This window comes from Bifidobacterium subtile, assembly GCF_000741775.1.
GTDB lineage: Bacteria > Actinomycetota > Actinomycetes > Actinomycetales > Bifidobacteriaceae > Bifidobacterium > Bifidobacterium subtile.
In genome coordinates this window covers 319,550-337,577 of the sequence record NZ_JGZR01000006.1, presented here as the reverse complement: position 1 = coordinate 337,577, position 18,028 = coordinate 319,550, and the positions used below count along the sequence as shown (strand labels likewise).

13 protein-coding genes and 2 pseudogenes are annotated in these 18,028 nt (G+C 58.8%); 2 read left to right on the top strand and 13 right to left on the bottom strand.

What is annotated here, in order from left to right:
- The 9 genes and pseudogenes from BISU_RS05870 to BISU_RS05835 form a co-directional block, all read right to left on the bottom strand.
- Window positions 1-1,410, bottom strand: coding sequence for an ABC transporter permease subunit (locus tag BISU_RS05870; RefSeq protein ID WP_024463097.1), 1,410 nt, complete (start codon window positions 1,408-1,410; stop codon window positions 1-3).
- A 160-nt stretch (window positions 1,411-1,570) separates the two neighbouring features.
- Window positions 1,571-1,948 (bottom strand): fluoride efflux transporter FluC, encoded by a 378-nt coding sequence (locus BISU_RS05865; protein ID WP_024463096.1) that lies wholly within the window; start codon window positions 1,946-1,948, stop codon window positions 1,571-1,573.
- A gap of 2 nt (window positions 1,949-1,950) precedes the next feature.
- A complete protein-coding gene (locus tag BISU_RS05860) occupies window positions 1,951-3,357 on the bottom strand; it encodes a FluC/FEX family fluoride channel (protein ID WP_024463095.1) in 1,407 nt (468 codons plus the stop codon).
- Window positions 3,358-3,674: 317 nt separating this feature from the next.
- Window positions 3,675-5,738 (bottom strand): ClC family H(+)/Cl(-) exchange transporter, encoded by a 2,064-nt coding sequence (locus BISU_RS12800; protein WP_404801794.1) that lies wholly within the window; start codon window positions 5,736-5,738, stop codon window positions 3,675-3,677.
- A gap of 104 nt (window positions 5,739-5,842) precedes the next feature.
- The gene (locus BISU_RS05850) at window positions 5,843-6,391 is read right to left on the bottom strand and encodes a hypothetical protein (RefSeq protein WP_034532973.1); all 549 of its coding nucleotides are present in this window, start codon (window positions 6,389-6,391) and stop codon (window positions 5,843-5,845) included.
- A 15-nt stretch (window positions 6,392-6,406) separates the two neighbouring features.
- Window positions 6,407-7,708 (bottom strand): adenylosuccinate synthase, encoded by a 1,302-nt coding sequence (locus BISU_RS05845; RefSeq protein WP_024463092.1) that lies wholly within the window; start codon window positions 7,706-7,708, stop codon window positions 6,407-6,409.
- 697 nt (window positions 7,709-8,405) lie between these two features.
- Window positions 8,406-8,795 (bottom strand): annotated as a pseudogene (locus BISU_RS13440) (class II fructose-bisphosphate aldolase); the annotation flags it as partial.
- A gap of 138 nt (window positions 8,796-8,933) precedes the next feature.
- A pseudogene (fbaA, locus tag BISU_RS13435) lies at window positions 8,934-9,668 on the bottom strand (class II fructose-bisphosphate aldolase); the annotation flags it as partial.
- Between the two features lie 224 nt (window positions 9,669-9,892).
- The gene (locus tag BISU_RS05835; protein ID WP_081672632.1) at window positions 9,893-11,071 is read right to left on the bottom strand and encodes an ATP-binding protein; all 1,179 of its coding nucleotides are present in this window, start codon (window positions 11,069-11,071) and stop codon (window positions 9,893-9,895) included.
- Between the two features lie 288 nt (window positions 11,072-11,359).
- Here BISU_RS05835 and BISU_RS05830 point away from each other — a divergent pair, with 288 nt between their 5' ends.
- Window positions 11,360-12,808, top strand: a complete 1,449-nt coding sequence (locus BISU_RS05830; RefSeq protein WP_081672631.1) for a Zn-dependent hydrolase — start codon at window positions 11,360-11,362, stop codon at window positions 12,806-12,808.
- A complete protein-coding gene (locus BISU_RS05825) occupies window positions 12,801-14,285 on the top strand; it encodes a formimidoylglutamate deiminase (RefSeq protein ID WP_024463088.1) in 1,485 nt (494 codons plus the stop codon). The genes BISU_RS05830 and BISU_RS05825 overlap by 8 nt, the downstream gene beginning before the upstream one ends.
- Before the next feature lie 30 nt (window positions 14,286-14,315).
- On the opposite strand, the gene BISU_RS05820 is transcribed toward BISU_RS05825, so the two are convergent.
- The 4 genes from BISU_RS05820 to BISU_RS05805 all read right to left on the bottom strand — a co-directional run bounded on the left by BISU_RS05820 (window position 14,316) and on the right by BISU_RS05805 (window position 17,536).
- Complete coding sequence (locus tag BISU_RS05820; RefSeq protein ID WP_024463087.1) at window positions 14,316-15,227, bottom strand: MurR/RpiR family transcriptional regulator; 912 nt, start codon at window positions 15,225-15,227, stop codon at window positions 14,316-14,318.
- Window positions 15,228-15,278: 51 nt separating this feature from the next.
- On the bottom strand, window positions 15,279-16,046 hold the full coding sequence (locus BISU_RS05815; RefSeq protein WP_024463086.1) for an amino acid ABC transporter ATP-binding protein: 768 nt from the start codon (window positions 16,044-16,046) through the stop codon (window positions 15,279-15,281).
- Entirely contained in the window at window positions 16,043-16,714 is a 672-nt protein-coding gene (locus BISU_RS05810; RefSeq protein WP_024463085.1) for an amino acid ABC transporter permease, read from the bottom strand. The genes BISU_RS05815 and BISU_RS05810 overlap by 4 nt, the downstream gene beginning before the upstream one ends.
- Before the next feature lie 63 nt (window positions 16,715-16,777).
- Window positions 16,778-17,536, bottom strand: a complete 759-nt coding sequence (locus BISU_RS05805; protein ID WP_024463084.1) for a transporter substrate-binding domain-containing protein — start codon at window positions 17,534-17,536, stop codon at window positions 16,778-16,780.
- Between the last annotated feature and the right edge of the window lie 492 nt (window positions 17,537-18,028).

Here is an 18,028-nt window from a genome sequence, read left to right as displayed (position 1 = left end):
TCAGCCCACCCTTTGCAACTTGCCGAACAGACCCTGCGGCCGCAGCAGCAGGACGATGATGAGAATAGCGAGCGCGCTCGCGTAGCGCATGTCGTTGGGGATGATCAGCGAGCTCATATCCGCGACGATGCCGATGACCAGCGAGCCGACCAGCGCGCCGTTCGCCGTGCCTAGGCCGCCCAATGTCACCGCGGAGAACATGAGCAGCAGCAGCACCGCGCCCGTGTTCCATGCGATGCCGTTGAGGTAGATGCCCATCAGCACGCCGGACAGGGCGGCGAGCGCGCAGGACAGAATCCATACGACGCGAACCACCTGCTCGACGTTGATGCCCGAGGCGGATGCCAATGCGGCATTGTCGGAGACGGCCCTAGTGGCGCGTCCTAGCCGAGTGCGGTACAGGAAGAAGGTGACGCCGGCGATGACGATTATGGCTATCGCCGCGGAAAGCAGCGTCGGCATATTCGTGGTGATCGGGCCGATCTTGAACCCTTGATCGACCGAGGTCGTAATGCCCTTGACGTTGCCGCCGAGGAAGAACTGGAAGAGGTACTGCAGCACCATCGACAGGCCGATGGTGACGATCATCTGCTGCATGGTGCCGACGTGCCGACGGCGCAGCGGACCCCATACCAGTTCGTTCTGCAGCAGCCCGGAAGCGGCGCCGATGACGATGGCGAAGATCGCCGCGGCCCACAGCGGCATGTGGATCAGCTGCACGCCGACGTATGCCATAAGGCCGCCGAGCGTCACCTGCTCGCCGTGCGAGAAGGAGCTCAGGCCCGTGGTGCCGTAGACGAGGTTCATACCCACGCTCATCAGCGCGAGCATCAGGCCGAAGATGATGCCCGAATACAGCTGCTGCCAGACTCGTGCGCCGAAATTGGAGCCGGAGGAGCCGCTGGAGCCGCTCTGCGCGGATGAGCTGGATGAAGCGCCAGGCGACGCCGAAGCGCTGCCGCTTGCGCTGGAGGACGGATTCGACGTCTCGCCAGGCTTGTCGAATCGCACGACGCCGCGCTGCTTGGAGAAGTCGCTTTTCTTGATCTCCACGGTTTCGGCGTTTGCCTTAAGACCGTGTTCCTTCGCCACTCCGGCGTCGATGGTCGCCGTGTATTTTCCGTCAGCCGTCACGCTGAACGCCCACTTGCCGGTGTCGTCAGTCGTCGTAGTAGCGCTTTCCGTACCGGATAGCGTCACCGTAGCGCCGGCGATCGGCTGCTTGTTGGCGTCCTGCAGGATGCCGTTGACGCATCCGTTGGTCCCGGTTGGATTGCATACCTGAACGGACTGCGCAGCTTGCGCAGTCGTGGACCATACGCCACTTATGGCAATCAGCAACATTAAGAACATCGCACTCAGCAGCATTCGTGCCGGGTGCCCGCGCAGTTTGCGCCGTACAGCTGTCATATCGCGTCCTCCCCTCGATTTCCCTCCTTAACCTAGGGAGAGGAACGGCGCACTTGGTTGCGGCAAGATTTCCGTCAGGTAACCAGATGCGCCCCGATGTTACCGGCACGTTGCGGCGATAGGGTATGAAGAGCGCGGCCCGGCAGCGGCATCGCATCCGTCAGTGCGCCAGCGAGCCGAGCCACCACCCGAGCGCAATGCACGCCAGCGAAGCCAGAATCGTGACGGCCAGATACGCCATAGCACTCCATTGGCGGCGGCCCCGCACCAACGAGGTTATCTGATTGACGGCGGTCGAGAAGGTCGAGAATCCGCCGAAAAAGCCGATCACGAACAGCAGATACGTGCGCATGTCGACCGCCTGATTCATGAAGGCTGCTGCGGCCAGGCCCACGCAGAACGCGCCGACGGCGGTGATGATCAGCGTGGAGAGGGGGAATGCGCGTCTCCACCAGCGCTGGATCGACGTGTCTAGGATGAAACGAGCCACGGCGCCCAGACCGCCGCACAGGCACACGAGTATGAAAGACGTCGGCATCGTCAGTGCACCTCCCCGGTGATTGGATCGGGTATCAGCGGTATTTCGGCTGTGATGGGTCTGGGCTCGTAGGAGCGCGGCATGGGCGGATTGCCTGCGGCTGCCTCCTCGCCGGCAGCAGCGGGGTTGTTGCCGGCAGCACCGCCGCTCCCTGTGGAGAATGTCGCCGAATGGCGCGACGCTCCGTCCGAATCGTGGACAGGAAAATAGGAATAAGGGGCAGCGGGGCAGACGGGGGCATTCGCGTGGCCGGGCGCAGTGGAGAGCGTGGACGCAGCTGCGACGGAAGACGTGGCTGCGTCGCCGGCATGGCTAGCGGCTCCGACGGCACCGCCCATGACGTCCGTTTCAGCGACGGCGCCTGGCTCGGCTGCCGGCGGCGAGCCGGCCCATGACGCAGTCGGCATGGCTCCTCGCATCGTAAGCAACGTAACGTCGCCCATATTCGTTGGCGAAACGCTCTGCGTCGCCGCCCTGCCCGAATTGCGCACCATGAATGCCGCATGCGCCGGGCCGCTCGCCTTGGCGTGTCGGCGATGCCCGCGCTGGTGGCTATTGAAATCCGATACGACCTGCAGCAGCGTCGCGGCCCGCTTCTTCGTCATGATGCGCGAGGATATCAGCGAACCCGCCAATGCGGCGAGGATGCCCGCGGAAAACGAAACCAGCAAGTACCCGATAAGCTCCCAGCCCGCACCACGTTGCAGCAGCAGAAAGCTTTGGAGCATCAGCATCGACATGCTCGACATCGCGCCCCACATCCCGATGCCCGCGCCGCCGCCGACAAGCTGGCGCGTGCGCTTGCTCAGCCACGAGGCCTGGGACATATAGGTAGTCAGCGCCGCATACCCGAAGCATGCCACCGTGTTGGCGAAGAAGGTCGCGAGATACAGCCGGCTGGCATCGCTTCCCGCGTCAGGCCCAGCGAAGGCGAGGGCCAGGCCGAAGACCACAGCGGTGCCGAAGCAGCCGCCCGCGAAGATCACCAGATACATCATCCAATCGGCAAGCGGATTGAACCGGGCCTGCAGCTGCTTGAGCGGAGCCAAGGGGATCTGAGGAGGCAGCGTCGGATCGTTGGCGTCGGCCCGGGTGCGAGTGCGGGTCTTGGCGCGGCGGTCTCTGCGGCGTTTCGCAGGGATGTTGCGCTTCGCCGCGACCATTTCCATCGTGGCGGGGTCGAACTCGAATCCAGCTGCGGTGCCGGATTCAGCGCCGGCTTGCGAAGAACGCACGGAGCCGGATTCGTTCGTCGGGCGCGAGGAGTCCAGTTGCGGCATGGAATCGAGAATCGAGGCGGTGAACAGATCGGCCAGCGCACCCGCGCGGGCGTCGGCATGCTCAGACTCGGCCTCGGGTTTCGGAGCGCTCGGCTGATCCTGCGGCGTATGATCGTCAGGCTGTTCCATATCGTCTCGTCCTCATTCCACGCGTTGATGCACTGGCGGTCGCGCGACAGCGCTCACGCAACGCATGCCTTCCATAATATTATCGTCGCCTGCATTATTGTTATCGCCTTCATTTATCTTCCGCCCGGTATCTTCTGCTCAGCGCCCTCCACTCAGCGTTTCCTACTCAGTGTTTCCATTCGGTGTCTTTCGCCCAGTATCTTCATCTTTTCGTCGCCTGCGCGGCCCTGACAACACCGTCATGGTCATATGCGGCCATTGCCATCTCCGAGCCGTGCCGACAATCGGGACGCGGTGGCAGATGCGACCTGTCTATATTACATGCGCGAGCTGCACAACGCCACCATAGCAGCTCTGACCTGCGCCAAATCGTCCGTCGGAAACATCACGAACACATAATCGCCCGGCATGATGGTCTCCTCGCGGCGCGGCACCACCTCGCGCTCGCCCCGGCGAATGTCGACGGGCGCTGCGCTATCCGGCCACTCGATGTCACCTACGCGCAGGCCGGCGACGGCGCTGCCGAATTCGACCGGGAATTCGAGAACCGCGTTGCCCGATGCCGCACGGCTGGGACTATGCGCTACCGCTGCTACCGCTGCCATCGCTGCTATATCTTGCGGCGAGCGCAGGATACGCTGCCACTGCGCTAGGAATTGTCTGCGGCTTCGTGCGGCTATTGCGGCGACGCCCGTGGCCTTGACAGGTTTGTCATCTGCAGACGCCGCAGCGCCATCGGTTCCTGTGATCGCTGTGGCTTTACGATGGGCACGGCCTATGTTTCCGGAATCAGGCGCAATTCGGGTTTCAGCGTTGCCGTTCATCTCGGCTTCGCGTGCGATGCCGGCGCTGGATTCGGCCATGGCGCTGACATCAGATTCGGCGGCTCTGCCGCCATTGTCATCACCGTCCGACTCGCCGCCGCTGGCATCTGTGCCGGCGCGCCCGTCTGCTGCCCCATCACCGATGCCCTCTTCTTTACCGGAACTGGGGCATTCCATGCCGGCATCTGCGTCGCCCGCGACGGATCTGTCGATTCTGCCGCCGTCGTGCGCTGCAAGATACCGTTCCAGCAAGGCTCCGTAAATCGGCTTGGTGCCCAGCAGATCAGCGACGAACAGCGCGATGAAGGCGCATGCGGCGACGGGAAGCATATGCACGAGCGAGCCGGACATCTCGACGGCAAGCAGGATAGAGGTCATCGGCGCCTTGACCGAGGCCGAGAGCGTGCCCGCCATCGCGCATACCGCGAACACCGCGACCGCGCTCTGCGGCACACTACCGGGAAGCAGCCGCGCGGCCAGCAGCCCGAAGATGCTTCCCGAAAGCGTGCCAATGGCCAGAATCGGCATGAAGATACCGCCAGGCACGCCCGAGCCGAAGCTCGTGCCGGTGAACAGCATCTTGACGGCCAGCAAGCCCAGCAGCACCAGCACGCCTGAGGAGGCATGCTCGGCGAAATCGATGAGCTCCTCGCCGCCGCCAAGGACTTTCGGCGCGAACAGACCGCACGGCAAGGCGATGAGCAATGCAATAACCGGGCCAGCGAGAGCCGGGAGCTTGCCGTACAGGGTCTGGAAGTCCAGCAGCATCCGGTTCGTAAGCGACCCCACGAGTCCAGCCACGATTCCCAGCGGAATCATCCACCAATACAGCGGCAACGCGAGCTGCCCAATGCTGGTGAAATTGAGCACAGGGCGCAGACCGAACCAGGTCTTCGACACGAAATCGGCGCTGAGCGAGGCGCTTGCCGCAGACAACAATATGACCGGCGAGAAATTGCGATGCACCTCTTCCAGCGCGAACATCATGCCGGAGAGCGGCGCGTTGAACGCGGCGGAAAGCCCGGCCGCCGCGCCGGCGGTGATCAGCGTGTTCTCCTCGAAGCCGTTGCGTTTCATCGCGTCGGACACGCCTTGGCTCGCGGCTGCACCGATCTGTATCGACGGCCCTTCGCGGCCCAGCGACAATCCGAACATGCCGCACAGCAGCCCGCCCGCGAAGCGCACCACGAGCATCAGCAGCCAGCGCATCCGCAGGCCCAGCAAGAGCACGCCCTCGACCTGGGGGATGCCGCTGCCGCTCGCCATCGGTTCGAGCCGCACCAGCCATGCGACAATCAGACCAATGATCGCAGCAGCGCAAACGAACGGCGCTATCAGCCACGGCTGGGACAGAATCTGCGGGTACATCCACTGGGCGAAGCGCGTACCGTAGCCGATGCCATAGCGATACAGCGCCACGAGCAGACCGGCGATGAGGCCGCACACGATCGCGCGGATGGCGATCGTCCACTGCTTGCGCCCGAGCTGGCCAAGAAACTTCGCGACGCCGCCTTCGGGTGCGTTGGTATTCTGGAGCGATTCGGCGTTTGACGGCATCCCAACGTTCTCGCCCACGTCGGCATGCTCAGCCGCGCCGGCACGCAATGCCGAGCCAACCACGGAATCATGCGGACGACGCCGCTGCGCCGATGGCCTGCGCATCATTGCGCAGCCTTGTCGGCAAGCATGCGACACATTTTCGACTTTTCACGTTGTAACGTAAACAATTTTCCGCTGCATGCATGCAACTGCGTTATGTGAGGCGTTAACTCGGCCTTGAAGAGGTCTATCTGCGTTATGTGAGGCGCTAATTCCTTGGTATCCCGAGTATCGCTGGCCAAAAATGGCGGTTCTGTACCGTCGGATACTCGGCTCAGCGAGAAATAGCGCCTCACATAACGCAGATGGACCTCTGCAGCACCCCAATAACGCCTCACATAAGTGAGATACCCGATTCCCCAAGTAGAGTCACGGGATTTTTTCGCCTTTATGCCGGGTACAAGCTGCTGCACGAACTGCAGCAATCCAATTCGACCATGTCCAACCGCAAAAAACTGCATTCCTCTAGCGTCGAGCGTACCTTCGCACGATCTACGCCCGAAATCCAGTCCAATCAACTCGCCGATGTGCAGCGACACAGCTGCAGCATTCGCAACCGGCGTCTCTCCTGAGCTTGCGAACGCCGTCATCACAGTGTCCAGCGGTCCCATGCGCGGCGGATGGGCTCAGTCGATCAGCGAATGCACGGAGATGATGTGGTCGCGCTGCGGGCCGGTTCCAATCGCCGAGATGCGGCAGCCGGAGAGCTCTTCGAGACGCTGCACATACGCCTGCGTGGCGGCAGGCAGGTCTTCGAAGGCGTGCACCTTGGATATGTCCTCGTCCCAGCCGGGCATGGTTTCATAAATCGGCTTGGCGGCAGTGAAAGCGGCCTGATCGACCGGCATATCGTCGTAGCGGGTGTGCGTGCCGTCGGCCTCTTCCACGTCGTAGCCCACGCAGATGGGGATTTCCTTCAAGCCCGTGAGCACGTCGAGCTTGGTGAGCACGATGTCGGTCAGGCCGTTGACCTGCACGGCGTAGCGGTTCACGACCGCGTCGAACCAGCCGCAGCGACGCGGCCGCCCTGTGGTGACGCCGAATTCATGGCCCTGGGCGCGCAGCCATTCGCCGGATTCGTCGTTCAGCTCCGTGGGGAACGGGCCTTCGCCCACGCGGGTGACATATGCCTTCGAGACGCCGATCACGCGGGTGATCTTGGTCGGGCCGACGCCGGTTCCGGTGCATGCGCCGCCTGCGGTCGGGTTCGATGACGTGACGAACGGATAGGTGCCGTGGTCCACGTCGAGCATCGTGGCCTGGCCGCCTTCGAAGAGCACGGTCTTGCCCTCTTCGAGCGCCTTGTTGAGAATCAGCGAGGTGTTGGCGACATAGGGCTTGAGCTTTTCGCCGAGCGCCAGCAGATGGTCCGTGGTCTCGTCCACGTCGACCGGGCGGCGGTTGTAGAGCTTGACGAGCATCTCGTTCTTCTGGTGCAGGCTCGCCTCGACTTTGTCGTGCAAGTGCTGCGCGTTGAACAGGTCGTGCACGCGGATGCCGACGCGGTTGATCTTGTCTGCGTATGCGGGGCCGATGCCGCGGCCGGTCGTGCCGATCTTGTGCTTGCCGAGGAAGCGCTCGGTGACCTTGTCGAGCACGCGATGATACGGCGCGATGACCTGTGCGCCCTCGCTCACCAGCAGCTGCGAGCAGTCCACGCCGCGCGCCTCCAAGCCCTCGATCTCCTCGAACAGCACTTCGGGGTCGACCACGACGCCGTTGCCGATCACCGGGGTGACGTTGGGGCTGATGATGCCGCTGGGCAGCAGATGCAGCGCGTACGATTCGTCGCCGACCACCACCGTGTGGCCCGCGTTGTTGCCGCCGTTGAAGCGCGCGACATAATCGACCCGCGTGCCGATCAAATCGGTCGCCTTGCCCTTGCCTTCGTCGCCCCACTGAGCACCAATAAGAATGATTCCGGCCATACCGCACCTCCGCGTCCGCCTGATTACGCCAAAAACACCCTACCGTGACGCCTCTACGAGCGGGGTTGCAAGCGGTTGCGGGACGGCTGCGTGCGATTGCGGGGCGATTGCCGACGATTGGGCCGGTTCAGCGTCACCTTTTGCACGCTAACTCGACCCTGCCGTACAAAAGCAACGTTGTGAGGTCCGATTCCGTAACATTTCATACGTCAGCACCAAGTTAGCGTATAAAAGGCGACGCTCGCACACACAACCGTCACAACTCCCGCACCAACTCGCACCCCATGCGGGCGGAGGCGTTAAGCGCAGAACCCAGTGCTGAGCCGTAAAGCGAACAGCACTGTGCCGAGGCGTTAAGCGGACAGCACTGCGGGCTGTCCGTAGCTGAGGTGAGCGGCCACCAAGGCCGCGAAGGACGATGCCAAAGGCATCGTCAGTGAGTAGCCTACGCCGAGGACCCCAAGGACCCGAGGAAACAACGGAGTCCACCCTTGGACAGTCATTGAGCCACGAACCGTCACAACTCCCGCACTAACTCGACCCTTATGCGGGAATTGCAACGGATGACCGCGCTCAAACGACACAACGCCCGCACAAGCCCCGCAATGGTGCGGGAATCGTGACAGTCGGCCAGCGATATGTACGGCCTCAGGCAGTTGCACGGGCACTCGAAACACGGCAACCGCCCAAAACTGCCCTACTTCAGTGCCTTGCCAGCGGAACCGAGGCGCTGGCAGGCCTCGACAATGCGGGCAGCCATGGAGGACTCGGCTTCGCGACCCCAGGAGCGCGGGTCGTAGAAGCGCTTCTCGCCTACTTCGCCGTCGATTTTGAGCACGCCCGCGTAATGCTCGAACATGTGGCCGGCGACTGCGCGGGTGAAGGCATACTGGGTGTCGGTGTCGACGTTCATCTTGACGACGCCGTGGCTCACCGCTTCTGCGATCTCCTCAGGGCGCGAACCCGAGCCGCCGTGGAACACGAGCGCGAACGGCTTCTCGGCAGCTGCTTCGGCGGCCTCCCCCCTGCCGAAACTCGGCAAAACAGCACTGGAATCCGCCACAGCGCCAACAGATCCCGCAGCACTGTCAATGCCGACTGTACCGCCGCCCGAACCTATACCGCTACCGATGCCAACGCCCGCAACAGCACCAACGCCCACAGCACCGCCGCAGACTGCGCTGCCCGCGCCCTGCCACGAATCCGCGAAGGCTCGTGGCATAGAAGGCACGCGTCCGTCGCGCACCGCCGCAGCCACTTCGTGTTGGATGTCGCCCAGCAGCCCGGGCCGCAGCTGCACGATGCCGGGCTTGTACGCGCCATGCACATTGCCGAAGGTGAACGCCGCCATGTACAGGCCACGTTCGCCGAGTCCTAGGCGTTGCGCGACTTTCACACCGTCAGCAGGCGTCGAGTAGAGCTTCTCGTCGATCTCGGCGGAATGCCCGTCCTCCTCGCCGCCGACGGCGCCGATTTCGATTTCAAGAATCGTATGCGCCTTCACCGACTGCTCGAGCAATTCCTCCGCGATGTCGAGATTCTCGTCCAGCGGCACCGTCGAACCGTCCCACATATGCGATTGGAAAGTCGGCTCCTGGCCGTGCGCCACCTCATCGATCTCATGGCGCAGCAGCGGCCGCACCCATTCGTCCAAGTATTGCTTGGCGCAATGGTCGGTGTGCAGCGCCACGGTGATGTTCGGATAGTGTGCCGCGACCTCGTGCGCGAACGAGGCCAGCGCCAGCGAGCCGACAACCCGGTCCTTCACCGATTGCCCGGAAAGATAGGCCGCTCCCCCAACCGAAACCTGAATGATGCCATCCGATTCGGCCTCGGCGAATCCCTGCAACGCGGCGTTGAGCGTCTGCGTGCTGGTGACATTGATCGCGGGGTAGGCATAGCCGCCGCGGCGGGCGGCATCCAGCATCTGCGCATAACGTTCATGGGTTGCAATAGTCATAATCCCATTATCGCCTCAACCACCCGGAAACGCACACAGCAGGTCAGATTTTCGCGTGAAATTACGCACATCGGCGCGGTTCAATGGCTTGCCGCCATAGCGCAGTGTCATAGTCTGGCTTCGTGGCTGCGCACATGCGAGCGCCCGCAGCGTCACCAGCAACGGCCCAGACCAGCATCACTGCCCAGCCCTAAGCATTGCGGCTGCCGCACACCTCGAAACAGCTACACGGCTGCCGGTTCATCTTTGAGCAGCCAGTCACGTAGGCCACGCACATTGACGCTGTGATCAGCATAGTTGTCATCGATGCGAAGCACGACGTTTCGATTCGCATCAGGAATGTTGAGCAAGGCGCCAATCGATCGCACATGCTTGCTGAAATGGTCGTGATACAGCCTGCCCGATTTGATTTCGATAAGCTCAGGGGCCGTCTGGGAATGCGTACAATCGACGAGATCAATCTCGACTCCGTTATCGTCGCGATAGAAATACAGTTCCGGGGTCTTCAATGCGTTGTAGTACCGTTTGATTGTTTCGCTGATCACCAGATTTTCGACAATCATGCCGAACAATGGATGATTGAGCAAACCTTCTACTGTGTTGATACGCAGCAAATAGCACAGCAGCCCCGTGTCGTGAAAATATAATTTCGGCGTCTTCGTCAACCGTTTGTTCAGATTCGCAAAAAAAGGCGGAAGCTGGAAGATGATATAGCTGGACTCAAGTATCGACAGCCATGATTTTATCGTGCGATACGAGGACCCAATCGCATTCGCCATTGTCGTCTCCTTGACCAAGCCTCCCACATTCTGGGCGCACATCCGCAGAAAAGTACGGAACGAGGAAAGATTGCGGACATCCAGATAATCGGCCACATCGCGTTCGAGATAACTGTCGAGGTAGCTCTCGAAGAACAGACCCTTAGGCACGTCGGAATCATACAGCCGTGGATAACCGCCAGTCAGTATGAAATCCTCTATTGTTAATTCCGGTTTGGCGGATAATGCCTCACGATAGGAGAATGGCAGAAGTCGCAAAATCCCCACTCTTCCCGCAAGCGACTGCTTAATCTGCCTGAGCAGCAGGAAATTCTGCGAGCCGGATAATATGTATTGCCCCGGTTCCTTGTTCTCATCGGAGGCCACCTGAATCATGGGAAAAAGGTCGGGCGCGTATTGTGCCTCATCCACAATCAAGCGATAAGGCCGATTGCGAATGAAACTGATCGGATCGGCCATGGCTCCCGCGCGCGTTTCAAGATCTTCAAGATTCACATACGCATAATCGGGAAACACATGGCGCACCAATGTGGACTTGCCGCTTTGCCTCGGCCCTGTGACGGACACAGCCGGAAACCACGCGGCGGACCGCTGAACCTGTTCAGACAGCTGCCTTGGAATCATCTGCAATCCTCCATACGTCATATTTTCCCATAAGTGTGACTTAGGAAATACCATAACATTGACTTAGGAAAACCCATAAGTGTGACTTAGGCAAGACCATATCATTGACGTTGCGCTTCATTGCAACGAAATTTCATGTATCACACGCTTCCATATTTTCAGCATAACTCGCCCGTGATTAATGAATTAATTCAAATTTAATATTTATGAATAAAATAATTCTATACACATATGGCACCGGGCCTCGAATGCCTTGGACCTGCATCTCGCACCTGACGAAAGGCCGACATGACACCACTACCTACATTTTGGCAGCATGTGCCGCTTGACACCATTTCAGACCACTTATTAACCGCGTTCGAAAATCTCGCGACGCTCTTTTGGCAAATCGATGACATCGGGAGATCGGCACAAGGCTACAACCGGCTCGCATGGACTCATGAGGAGGCGCAGCTCAGGCTTTGGTTCGCGGCGACGATGCAGCGGCGGGGATTCCAGGTCGAAGTCGATTCAGCCGGCAACCAATGGGCGTGGCTGGGAACCCCGTCACAGAGCAATCCCGGCATGAGCGTAGGCTCACATCTTGATTCGGTCCCCAACGGCGGGCCATTCGATGGGCCGCTGGGAGTCCTCAGCGCCATCGCCGCCTACGACATGCTCCATGCGCAAGGCTGGCAGCCAGAGACTCCGCTGGGAATAGCCGACTTCCATGATGAAGAAGGCGCACGCTTCGCCATCGCCTGCTTCGGCTCACGTTCACTTACCGGCGTTCTTAGCCCACAGGATGCACTGAACCGTCGCGACAGCAGCGGAATCAGCTATGCCCAAGCGCTCGAAGCTTTTCACACAATACTGACACAGACTAAAGGCGATGCCCCCGCGCTAAGAGCCTTACGTGGGTTTGATGAGCATGAACTTGCCCTAGCATATGCCAGCAGCAATCCTCCAACCACGGAGTCACTTGCCTCGAACCATGCATATATGCTGCGCAGCGCGGCGCACATCGAACTCCACATTGAGCAGGGCTGCGCGCAGAACGAGCAAGATGCCCCCGTGGCGGTGGCGGACGGCATATGGCCGCATGGCCGTTGGAGGGTGGACATCGAAGGCATTGCCAACCATGCCGGATGCTCCCCCATCGCTATGCGGCACGACCCCACATTAGGACTGGCGCATTTCATTCTCGCGGCACGCGAGGAGGCCGAGCACCACCATTCGCGCACTACCGTCGGACGCATCCAGATTACGCCGAATGGCCCGAATGTCATTCCTTCTCACGCCACCTGCTGGCTGGACTGCCGTGCATGCGAGGAGCAGCAGGTTCTCAGCACCATCAAAGCTCTGCAACGCCGAGCCGAATACGGCGAATTCGAATCACAGACATCGCACAGCCAATACGATTTCTCCATGCTTCGAGAATCATGGACACCAGGCACCATATTCTCAGGCGAATTGCAACGACTGCTGGTTTCTACGGTCGGCAACGCATTTAAAGAGCTTCCCGCCCATATTCCTATTCCTGTCAATGGCACAGCAGCCGGGCACGATGCAGGCATCCTGTCCGAAACCGGCTCGAGTGCAGGCATGCTCTTCGTACGCAATCTAACCGGAGCTTCCCACACGCCAGCCGAATACGCGACGCCATATGACTGCACGCTCGGCGTAGCCGCGTATGCAGCTGCGATGCAGGCCATAACCCACGACATTGCACAAGGATGGAAAGCACAGCATGAATAATTACTCTGACAATCGCGAACACGCCGTTCAGCCCATAGCTGGCACAGCGAATTCCTCCGATGTCATCGTTACCGCCAACAACACTAACATTCCTAGCGTTGCCAACGGCACGTCACGCGCTGGAACAACGTATTGGACGCCTTTGTGCTGGACATCAAACGGCATCGAGCATGACGTACGCATCGTCACGGAAGCAAATGGCCTCATAGGTGCGGTGCGATCCGGTGCCGCATATGACCCCAGCGACATCAGACTCGAGGGACTGACCATCCCGGGAGCTGCAAACTGTCATTCCCACACCTTCCACCGGGCGCTGCGGGGCATTGACTTCGCTGGCGGCAATTTCTGGTCTTGGCGCGACACCATGTATGCGATAGCCTCTCGGCTGACCCCGGACTTGTATTTCCGCTACGCCAAGGCCGTATATACGGAGATGCTTCTGGCAGGCTACACGACCGTCGCTGAATTCCATTACATCCATCATCAACTATCCGGACAGTCCTATAATGACCCCAATGCTATGGGCAAGGCCCTGATAGCCGCAGCACAGGAGGTAGGAATCAGGCTCACGCTGCTCGACACATGCTATCTGCATGCGGATGTTGCAGGTTCCCCACTGAATGCCAAGCAACAGCGCTTCTCCGATCAATCTCCGGAAGCATGGCTCGAACGAGTCGCGGCGCTGGAACGAAATCTGGATGATGCTCAGCGACAAACAATCCGCATTGGCGCGGCGGCACATTCCGTAAGGGCTTGCTCGCCGCAAGACGCTCGCATCATCGCCGACTGGTCCCGAGAGTCTTTGGCGCTTGGTGCCGAGCCCAGGCCAGTCCATATTCATCTCTCCGAACAGGTTGCAGAAAACAAGGATTGCCTGCGACATAGCGGCATGACCCCTGCGGCATTGATGCAGACCATCGGGTTCTGGGGCGGCAATGCATGCGCCGTCCACGCTACTCATCTGACCGCTGACGATATCACGCTGCTGGCTGCATCTGGTGCGTCGGTGGCATTCTGCCCGACCACGGAGGCGAATCTGGCGGATGGCATCGGTCCGGCCGCAGCTATGCGAGATGCAGGCATCAAGCTATGCATAGGCTCAGACGAAAATGTGCGCATCGATCCATTCGAGGAGATTCGTCAGCTTGATGCCCATGAACGGCTGCTATCTGGAAGGCGAGACGCATTCTCCTGCGCCGAACTGGTAAATATCATGACCGCTAACGGACAGCGTTCATGCGGATGGAAGAACGCCGGAAGCGTCCAGGAAAACGCTCTCGCCGATTTCGTGACCCTTGACATCGCCAATTCTCCGCGTATCGCAGGCGCAGACCTGCAAAACATTCCCTTTGTTGCCTCGGCAAGTGATGTACGTTATGTAGTCGTCGGTGGAAAACTCGTCGTTAATCAGGGCATGCACGCCGCAGAAGCATCTGCGCGGGAAATCGCATTACTGACCAAGCAACTGCGGGACTAGCTAGCGCCGGCCACACCTATCCGCTACTCACTACTCATATACGCCTGATGATTTCTCCAAGCGGTCGATGCCTTCGATTCTGTCAGACAACTCGGGAATGAGCGGAACGACATCGTCGAGCACGATGTTGAAGAAACTCGCCAGTGCCGCATAATTATCAAACGTCGCCGATACGACGACAGGAAGACACAGCATCAGCTTCGCATATCGGCGAACTGGCGAAAGATGGGAATCAGTCAACGCAAGAATGGTGAACCCAGTGCTATGCAATTGCGCAATCTTTTCAACAAGCTGCGTCGAATACCTGGGAAATACCGTCGTCAGCACCACAGTTCTGTGAGGATCTCGCAGTGAAAGATACTCCCATGCCTGGCTTCCCTGCTGGATCAAGTCAACGCCGGGCCGGAGTTTGCTGAGTGTGTATTCGAGATATGGCAGCATTGTCGCCGAGATGCGAGAGGAAAGCAAAACAAGATTGTCGGCGTGGGCCACATACTCCACAAGACTGCGATATTCCTGACTTTCCAGCACATTATGCAAGCCAAGAATACTTTCGACATCCAAATTAAGCGCACGCTCATGGGACTCCTGACTAGCGCTTTGCGGTTCATGGGCGTGGCGTGAGATGCGCTGCGAAACAGTGCCGCTCGAACCAAACGCCTTGCGTAGCATCGCTTGAAAATTGGCATATCCGCCATACCCCAGCTCGGAGCAAAAGCGGGAAACGCTCCCTTGAGACACGCCCGCAGCCTGCGCCACCTGCGATGCCGTCATGAACAGCATATCGGCGTAATGCTTTTCGACATATGCAGCCACGCTCCGCGCCGACGCCGTGCCGTCGGCCCTTTTCAGCAATTCGAACAGATCGTCCAGCCCGGAAATCTCACCAATATGCCGTTGCACCGGCTTGCACGATTCCCGGACCTTTCGCTCTTTCGACATCGTTTCCCCCTGCCATCAAACGCCGAGGCGGAAACACATCGCCCGTGGCATCTATACACGAATATTGTTGTATATCTTATTCACAAAAGCGCCAACCCTCGTTTCCGGCCCCTGTGCGAAGATTTCCTCGGACGTTCCTTGACTCGCTAGACACCCATCTTCCATGAACACGATTCTGTCAGCAATCTGACGCGCAAAGCCCATCTCATGCGTAACAATGACCATTGTCATGCCCGTTGCCGCCAAATCAGCCATCACCTTGAGCACCTCGCTCACCATCTCGGGATCCAAGGCTGAAGTCGGCTCGTCAAACAGCATCACATCCGGCTCCATCGCCAATGCCCGCGCAATGGCAATTCGCTGCTTCTGACCGCCGGACAAGCTGGACGGCATGACATCGGCCTTCTCCTCAAGACCAACCTGTTTCAGCAATGCTTCGGCCTTGGCATGCGCCTGGTCCTTCGACAGCTTCTTGAGATCCATTGGCGCCATCATGATGTTCTCAATCACCGACTTGTGCGGAAACAGGTTGAAGCTCTGGAACACCATGCCAAGGCGTTGACGAAGCTTGTTGAGCCTGCGCTCTTCGAGCCTCGTCATTTTGCCAGTGAGCGCGTTGCCGCCCACTTGCTCGCCATCAATGACAATGGATCCCTTCTGGAACACTTCCAAATAGTTGATGCAACGCAACAACGTGGACTTGCCTGAGCCGGATGGCCCAATCACCACAACGACCTCGCCCTTGTGTATTTCCAGATTCACGTCCTTAAGCACATGGTGATCGCCAAAGTACTTGTTGAGCCCCGTGATGGTAATCATGCCAGCTCCTCTCCCGTCTTGGTAGCCTTCTCCATCATGTTGCCCAGTACGCCGATGGCGTTGTTGAGCACGAAGTACAGGAGAGCCGCCATCAGATAGACCTCCAAGGTTCGGTAATTCGTGGAGATAATGACATCCGCCTGCCTGAACAATTCCACAACAGTGATGACGGACAGCAACGAGGAATTCTTCGTCAATGAAATGAATTCGTTGGTCAGTGGCGCCAATGCGCGGCGCACGGCCTGAGGGAGAATGATTTTAATCATGACCTGCAGCCGTGTGTAGCCTAAGGAACGTCCGGCTTCCATCTGGCCCTTGTCGATGGAGACAATCGCTCCGCGAATGACTTGCGATACGTAGGAGCCTGAATACAGGCCCATGGAAATCACGCCGACAACCCATGCCTTGGTCTCTATGCCAAACAAAATCGGTAGCCCATAGAACATCAGCACTAGTTGAATCAGCAAGGGGGTGCTGCGGAACCATAGCAGGTAGAGCCATGCCAGTTTGTTGAGCACGGCATTCGCTGAAATCTGGCATTGCGCAATGACGAATCCTACGCCCAAAGCGATTATGAACCCGGAAACCGTGTACAGCACGGTGAATTTCAGGCCGTCCAGCAGCATCATCCATATGGATCCGCTGACAAACGTTCCAAAGTTAAGCATGCGTTCTCCTTCGCACAGTATGAAGCGAATCAGTTGAAAGACAAATCAACCGTTGTCGGGCCCTTAGAAATACTTCGCCATGATCTTGTCGTACTCGCCGTCCGCCTTCACGTCCTTAAGAGCTTTGTTGAGCTTCTCTTTCAGCTGGGAATCCTCCTTGCGCACACCGAATCCATACTCCTCAGTCGTCAACGTCTTATCGATGACCTTGACTTTGGGATTCGTCTTTGCGTAGGCCTTTGCCGCAGGCTTGCCCGTCACTGCCACATCGGATTTGCCGCTTGCCACTTGCAAGAACATTTCACTGTTGCTCTCGACCTCGACGATTTTGGCCTGAGGCTCATTCTGCTTGAGCCACTCCACAGATTTGGTGCCGGTTTGGACGGCGACGGTTTTGCCTGCAAGATCCGAACGATCCTTGACGGTCGTATTACCGGCAGGGACCATAATCGCGAGTCCGCCCGGATAATACGTATTAGTGAAATCGATTTGCTGCTGGCGTTCCGGTGTGATGTAGATGGCAGAAGCCGCTACATCGAACTTCTTGGACAACAGCCCCGGAATAAGTCCCTTGAATGCGGTATTAACCCATTCGACCTTCTCATAACCGGCCTTCTTGGCCATTGCCTGCATCAGATCGATATCGAAGCCTTTGTATTTGCCGTTTTCTTGATACTCGAATGGTTGGAATGTCGCATCAGTACCGACAGTGAGCGTTCCTCCCGATTGGGCTCCCGACTGACCGGACGACCCACAGCCGCTCAGCATCGATACAACGGTCAGCGCGGCCACGGCAATTGCTGCAATTTTCTTGCGCATCATATGTCTCTCCTTTTCGAGCATCGGCCATAGCAACCGGGCTCCTCCGAACGAAAGCCGATGAATGTATTAATTCATTTTCACCTGCAATGAATGAGTTAAATAAAAAATGATTTCTCAATGGCACCAGTTCGGTAAACACCGTGTTACTTCCACAGACATCGCCGCACAACGATCAACGATCAACGCACATTGGCGCGGTGTCATAGCTTGGCTGCACGGCTTGACTTCATGGCTGCGCACACGCGAGCGCCCGCAGCGGCATCAACAACGGCCCAGACCAGCATCACTGCCCAGCCCCAAGCATTGCGGCTGCCGCAATCACCGCACATTTTCCCATAACATTGACTTAGGAAAACCCATAAGTGTGACTTAGGCGAGACCATATCATTGACGTTGCCTATGCCCCGCTGATTTCACCTCACCAGCCCCGATCCCTATTTTACTAAGCACATTGCTGTGTGCGAAAAGTCAATCGAGGTTTTCCGGAGCATG

Bases quoted from the DNA above. Each gene is read 5' to 3' on its own strand.
- BISU_RS05870 (WP_024463097.1), bottom strand. From the start codon at position 1,410: ATGACAGCTGTACGGCGCAAACTGCGCGGGCACCCGGCACGAATGCTG.
- BISU_RS05865 (WP_024463096.1), bottom strand. From the start codon at position 1,948: ATGCCGACGTCTTTCATACTCGTGTGCCTGTGCGGCGGTCTGGGCGCC.
- BISU_RS05860 (WP_024463095.1), bottom strand. From the start codon at position 3,357: ATGGAACAGCCTGACGATCATACGCCGCAGGATCAGCCGAGCGCTCCG.
- BISU_RS12800 (WP_404801794.1), bottom strand. From the start codon at position 5,738: ATGCCGTCAAACGCCGAATCGCTCCAGAATACCAACGCACCCGAAGGC.
- BISU_RS05850 (WP_034532973.1), bottom strand. From the start codon at position 6,391: ATGGGACCGCTGGACACTGTGATGACGGCGTTCGCAAGCTCAGGAGAG.
- BISU_RS05845 (WP_024463092.1), bottom strand. From the start codon at position 7,708: ATGGCCGGAATCATTCTTATTGGTGCTCAGTGGGGCGACGAAGGCAAG.
- BISU_RS05835 (WP_081672632.1), bottom strand. From the start codon at position 11,071: ATGATTCCAAGGCAGCTGTCTGAACAGGTTCAGCGGTCCGCCGCGTGG.
- BISU_RS05830 (WP_081672631.1), top strand. From the start codon at position 11,360: ATGACACCACTACCTACATTTTGGCAGCATGTGCCGCTTGACACCATT.
- BISU_RS05825 (WP_024463088.1), top strand. From the start codon at position 12,801: ATGAATAATTACTCTGACAATCGCGAACACGCCGTTCAGCCCATAGCT.
- BISU_RS05820 (WP_024463087.1), bottom strand. From the start codon at position 15,227: ATGTCGAAAGAGCGAAAGGTCCGGGAATCGTGCAAGCCGGTGCAACGG.
- BISU_RS05815 (WP_024463086.1), bottom strand. From the start codon at position 16,046: ATGATTACCATCACGGGGCTCAACAAGTACTTTGGCGATCACCATGTG.
- BISU_RS05810 (WP_024463085.1), bottom strand. From the start codon at position 16,714: ATGCTTAACTTTGGAACGTTTGTCAGCGGATCCATATGGATGATGCTG.
- BISU_RS05805 (WP_024463084.1), bottom strand. From the start codon at position 17,536: ATGATGCGCAAGAAAATTGCAGCAATTGCCGTGGCCGCGCTGACCGTT.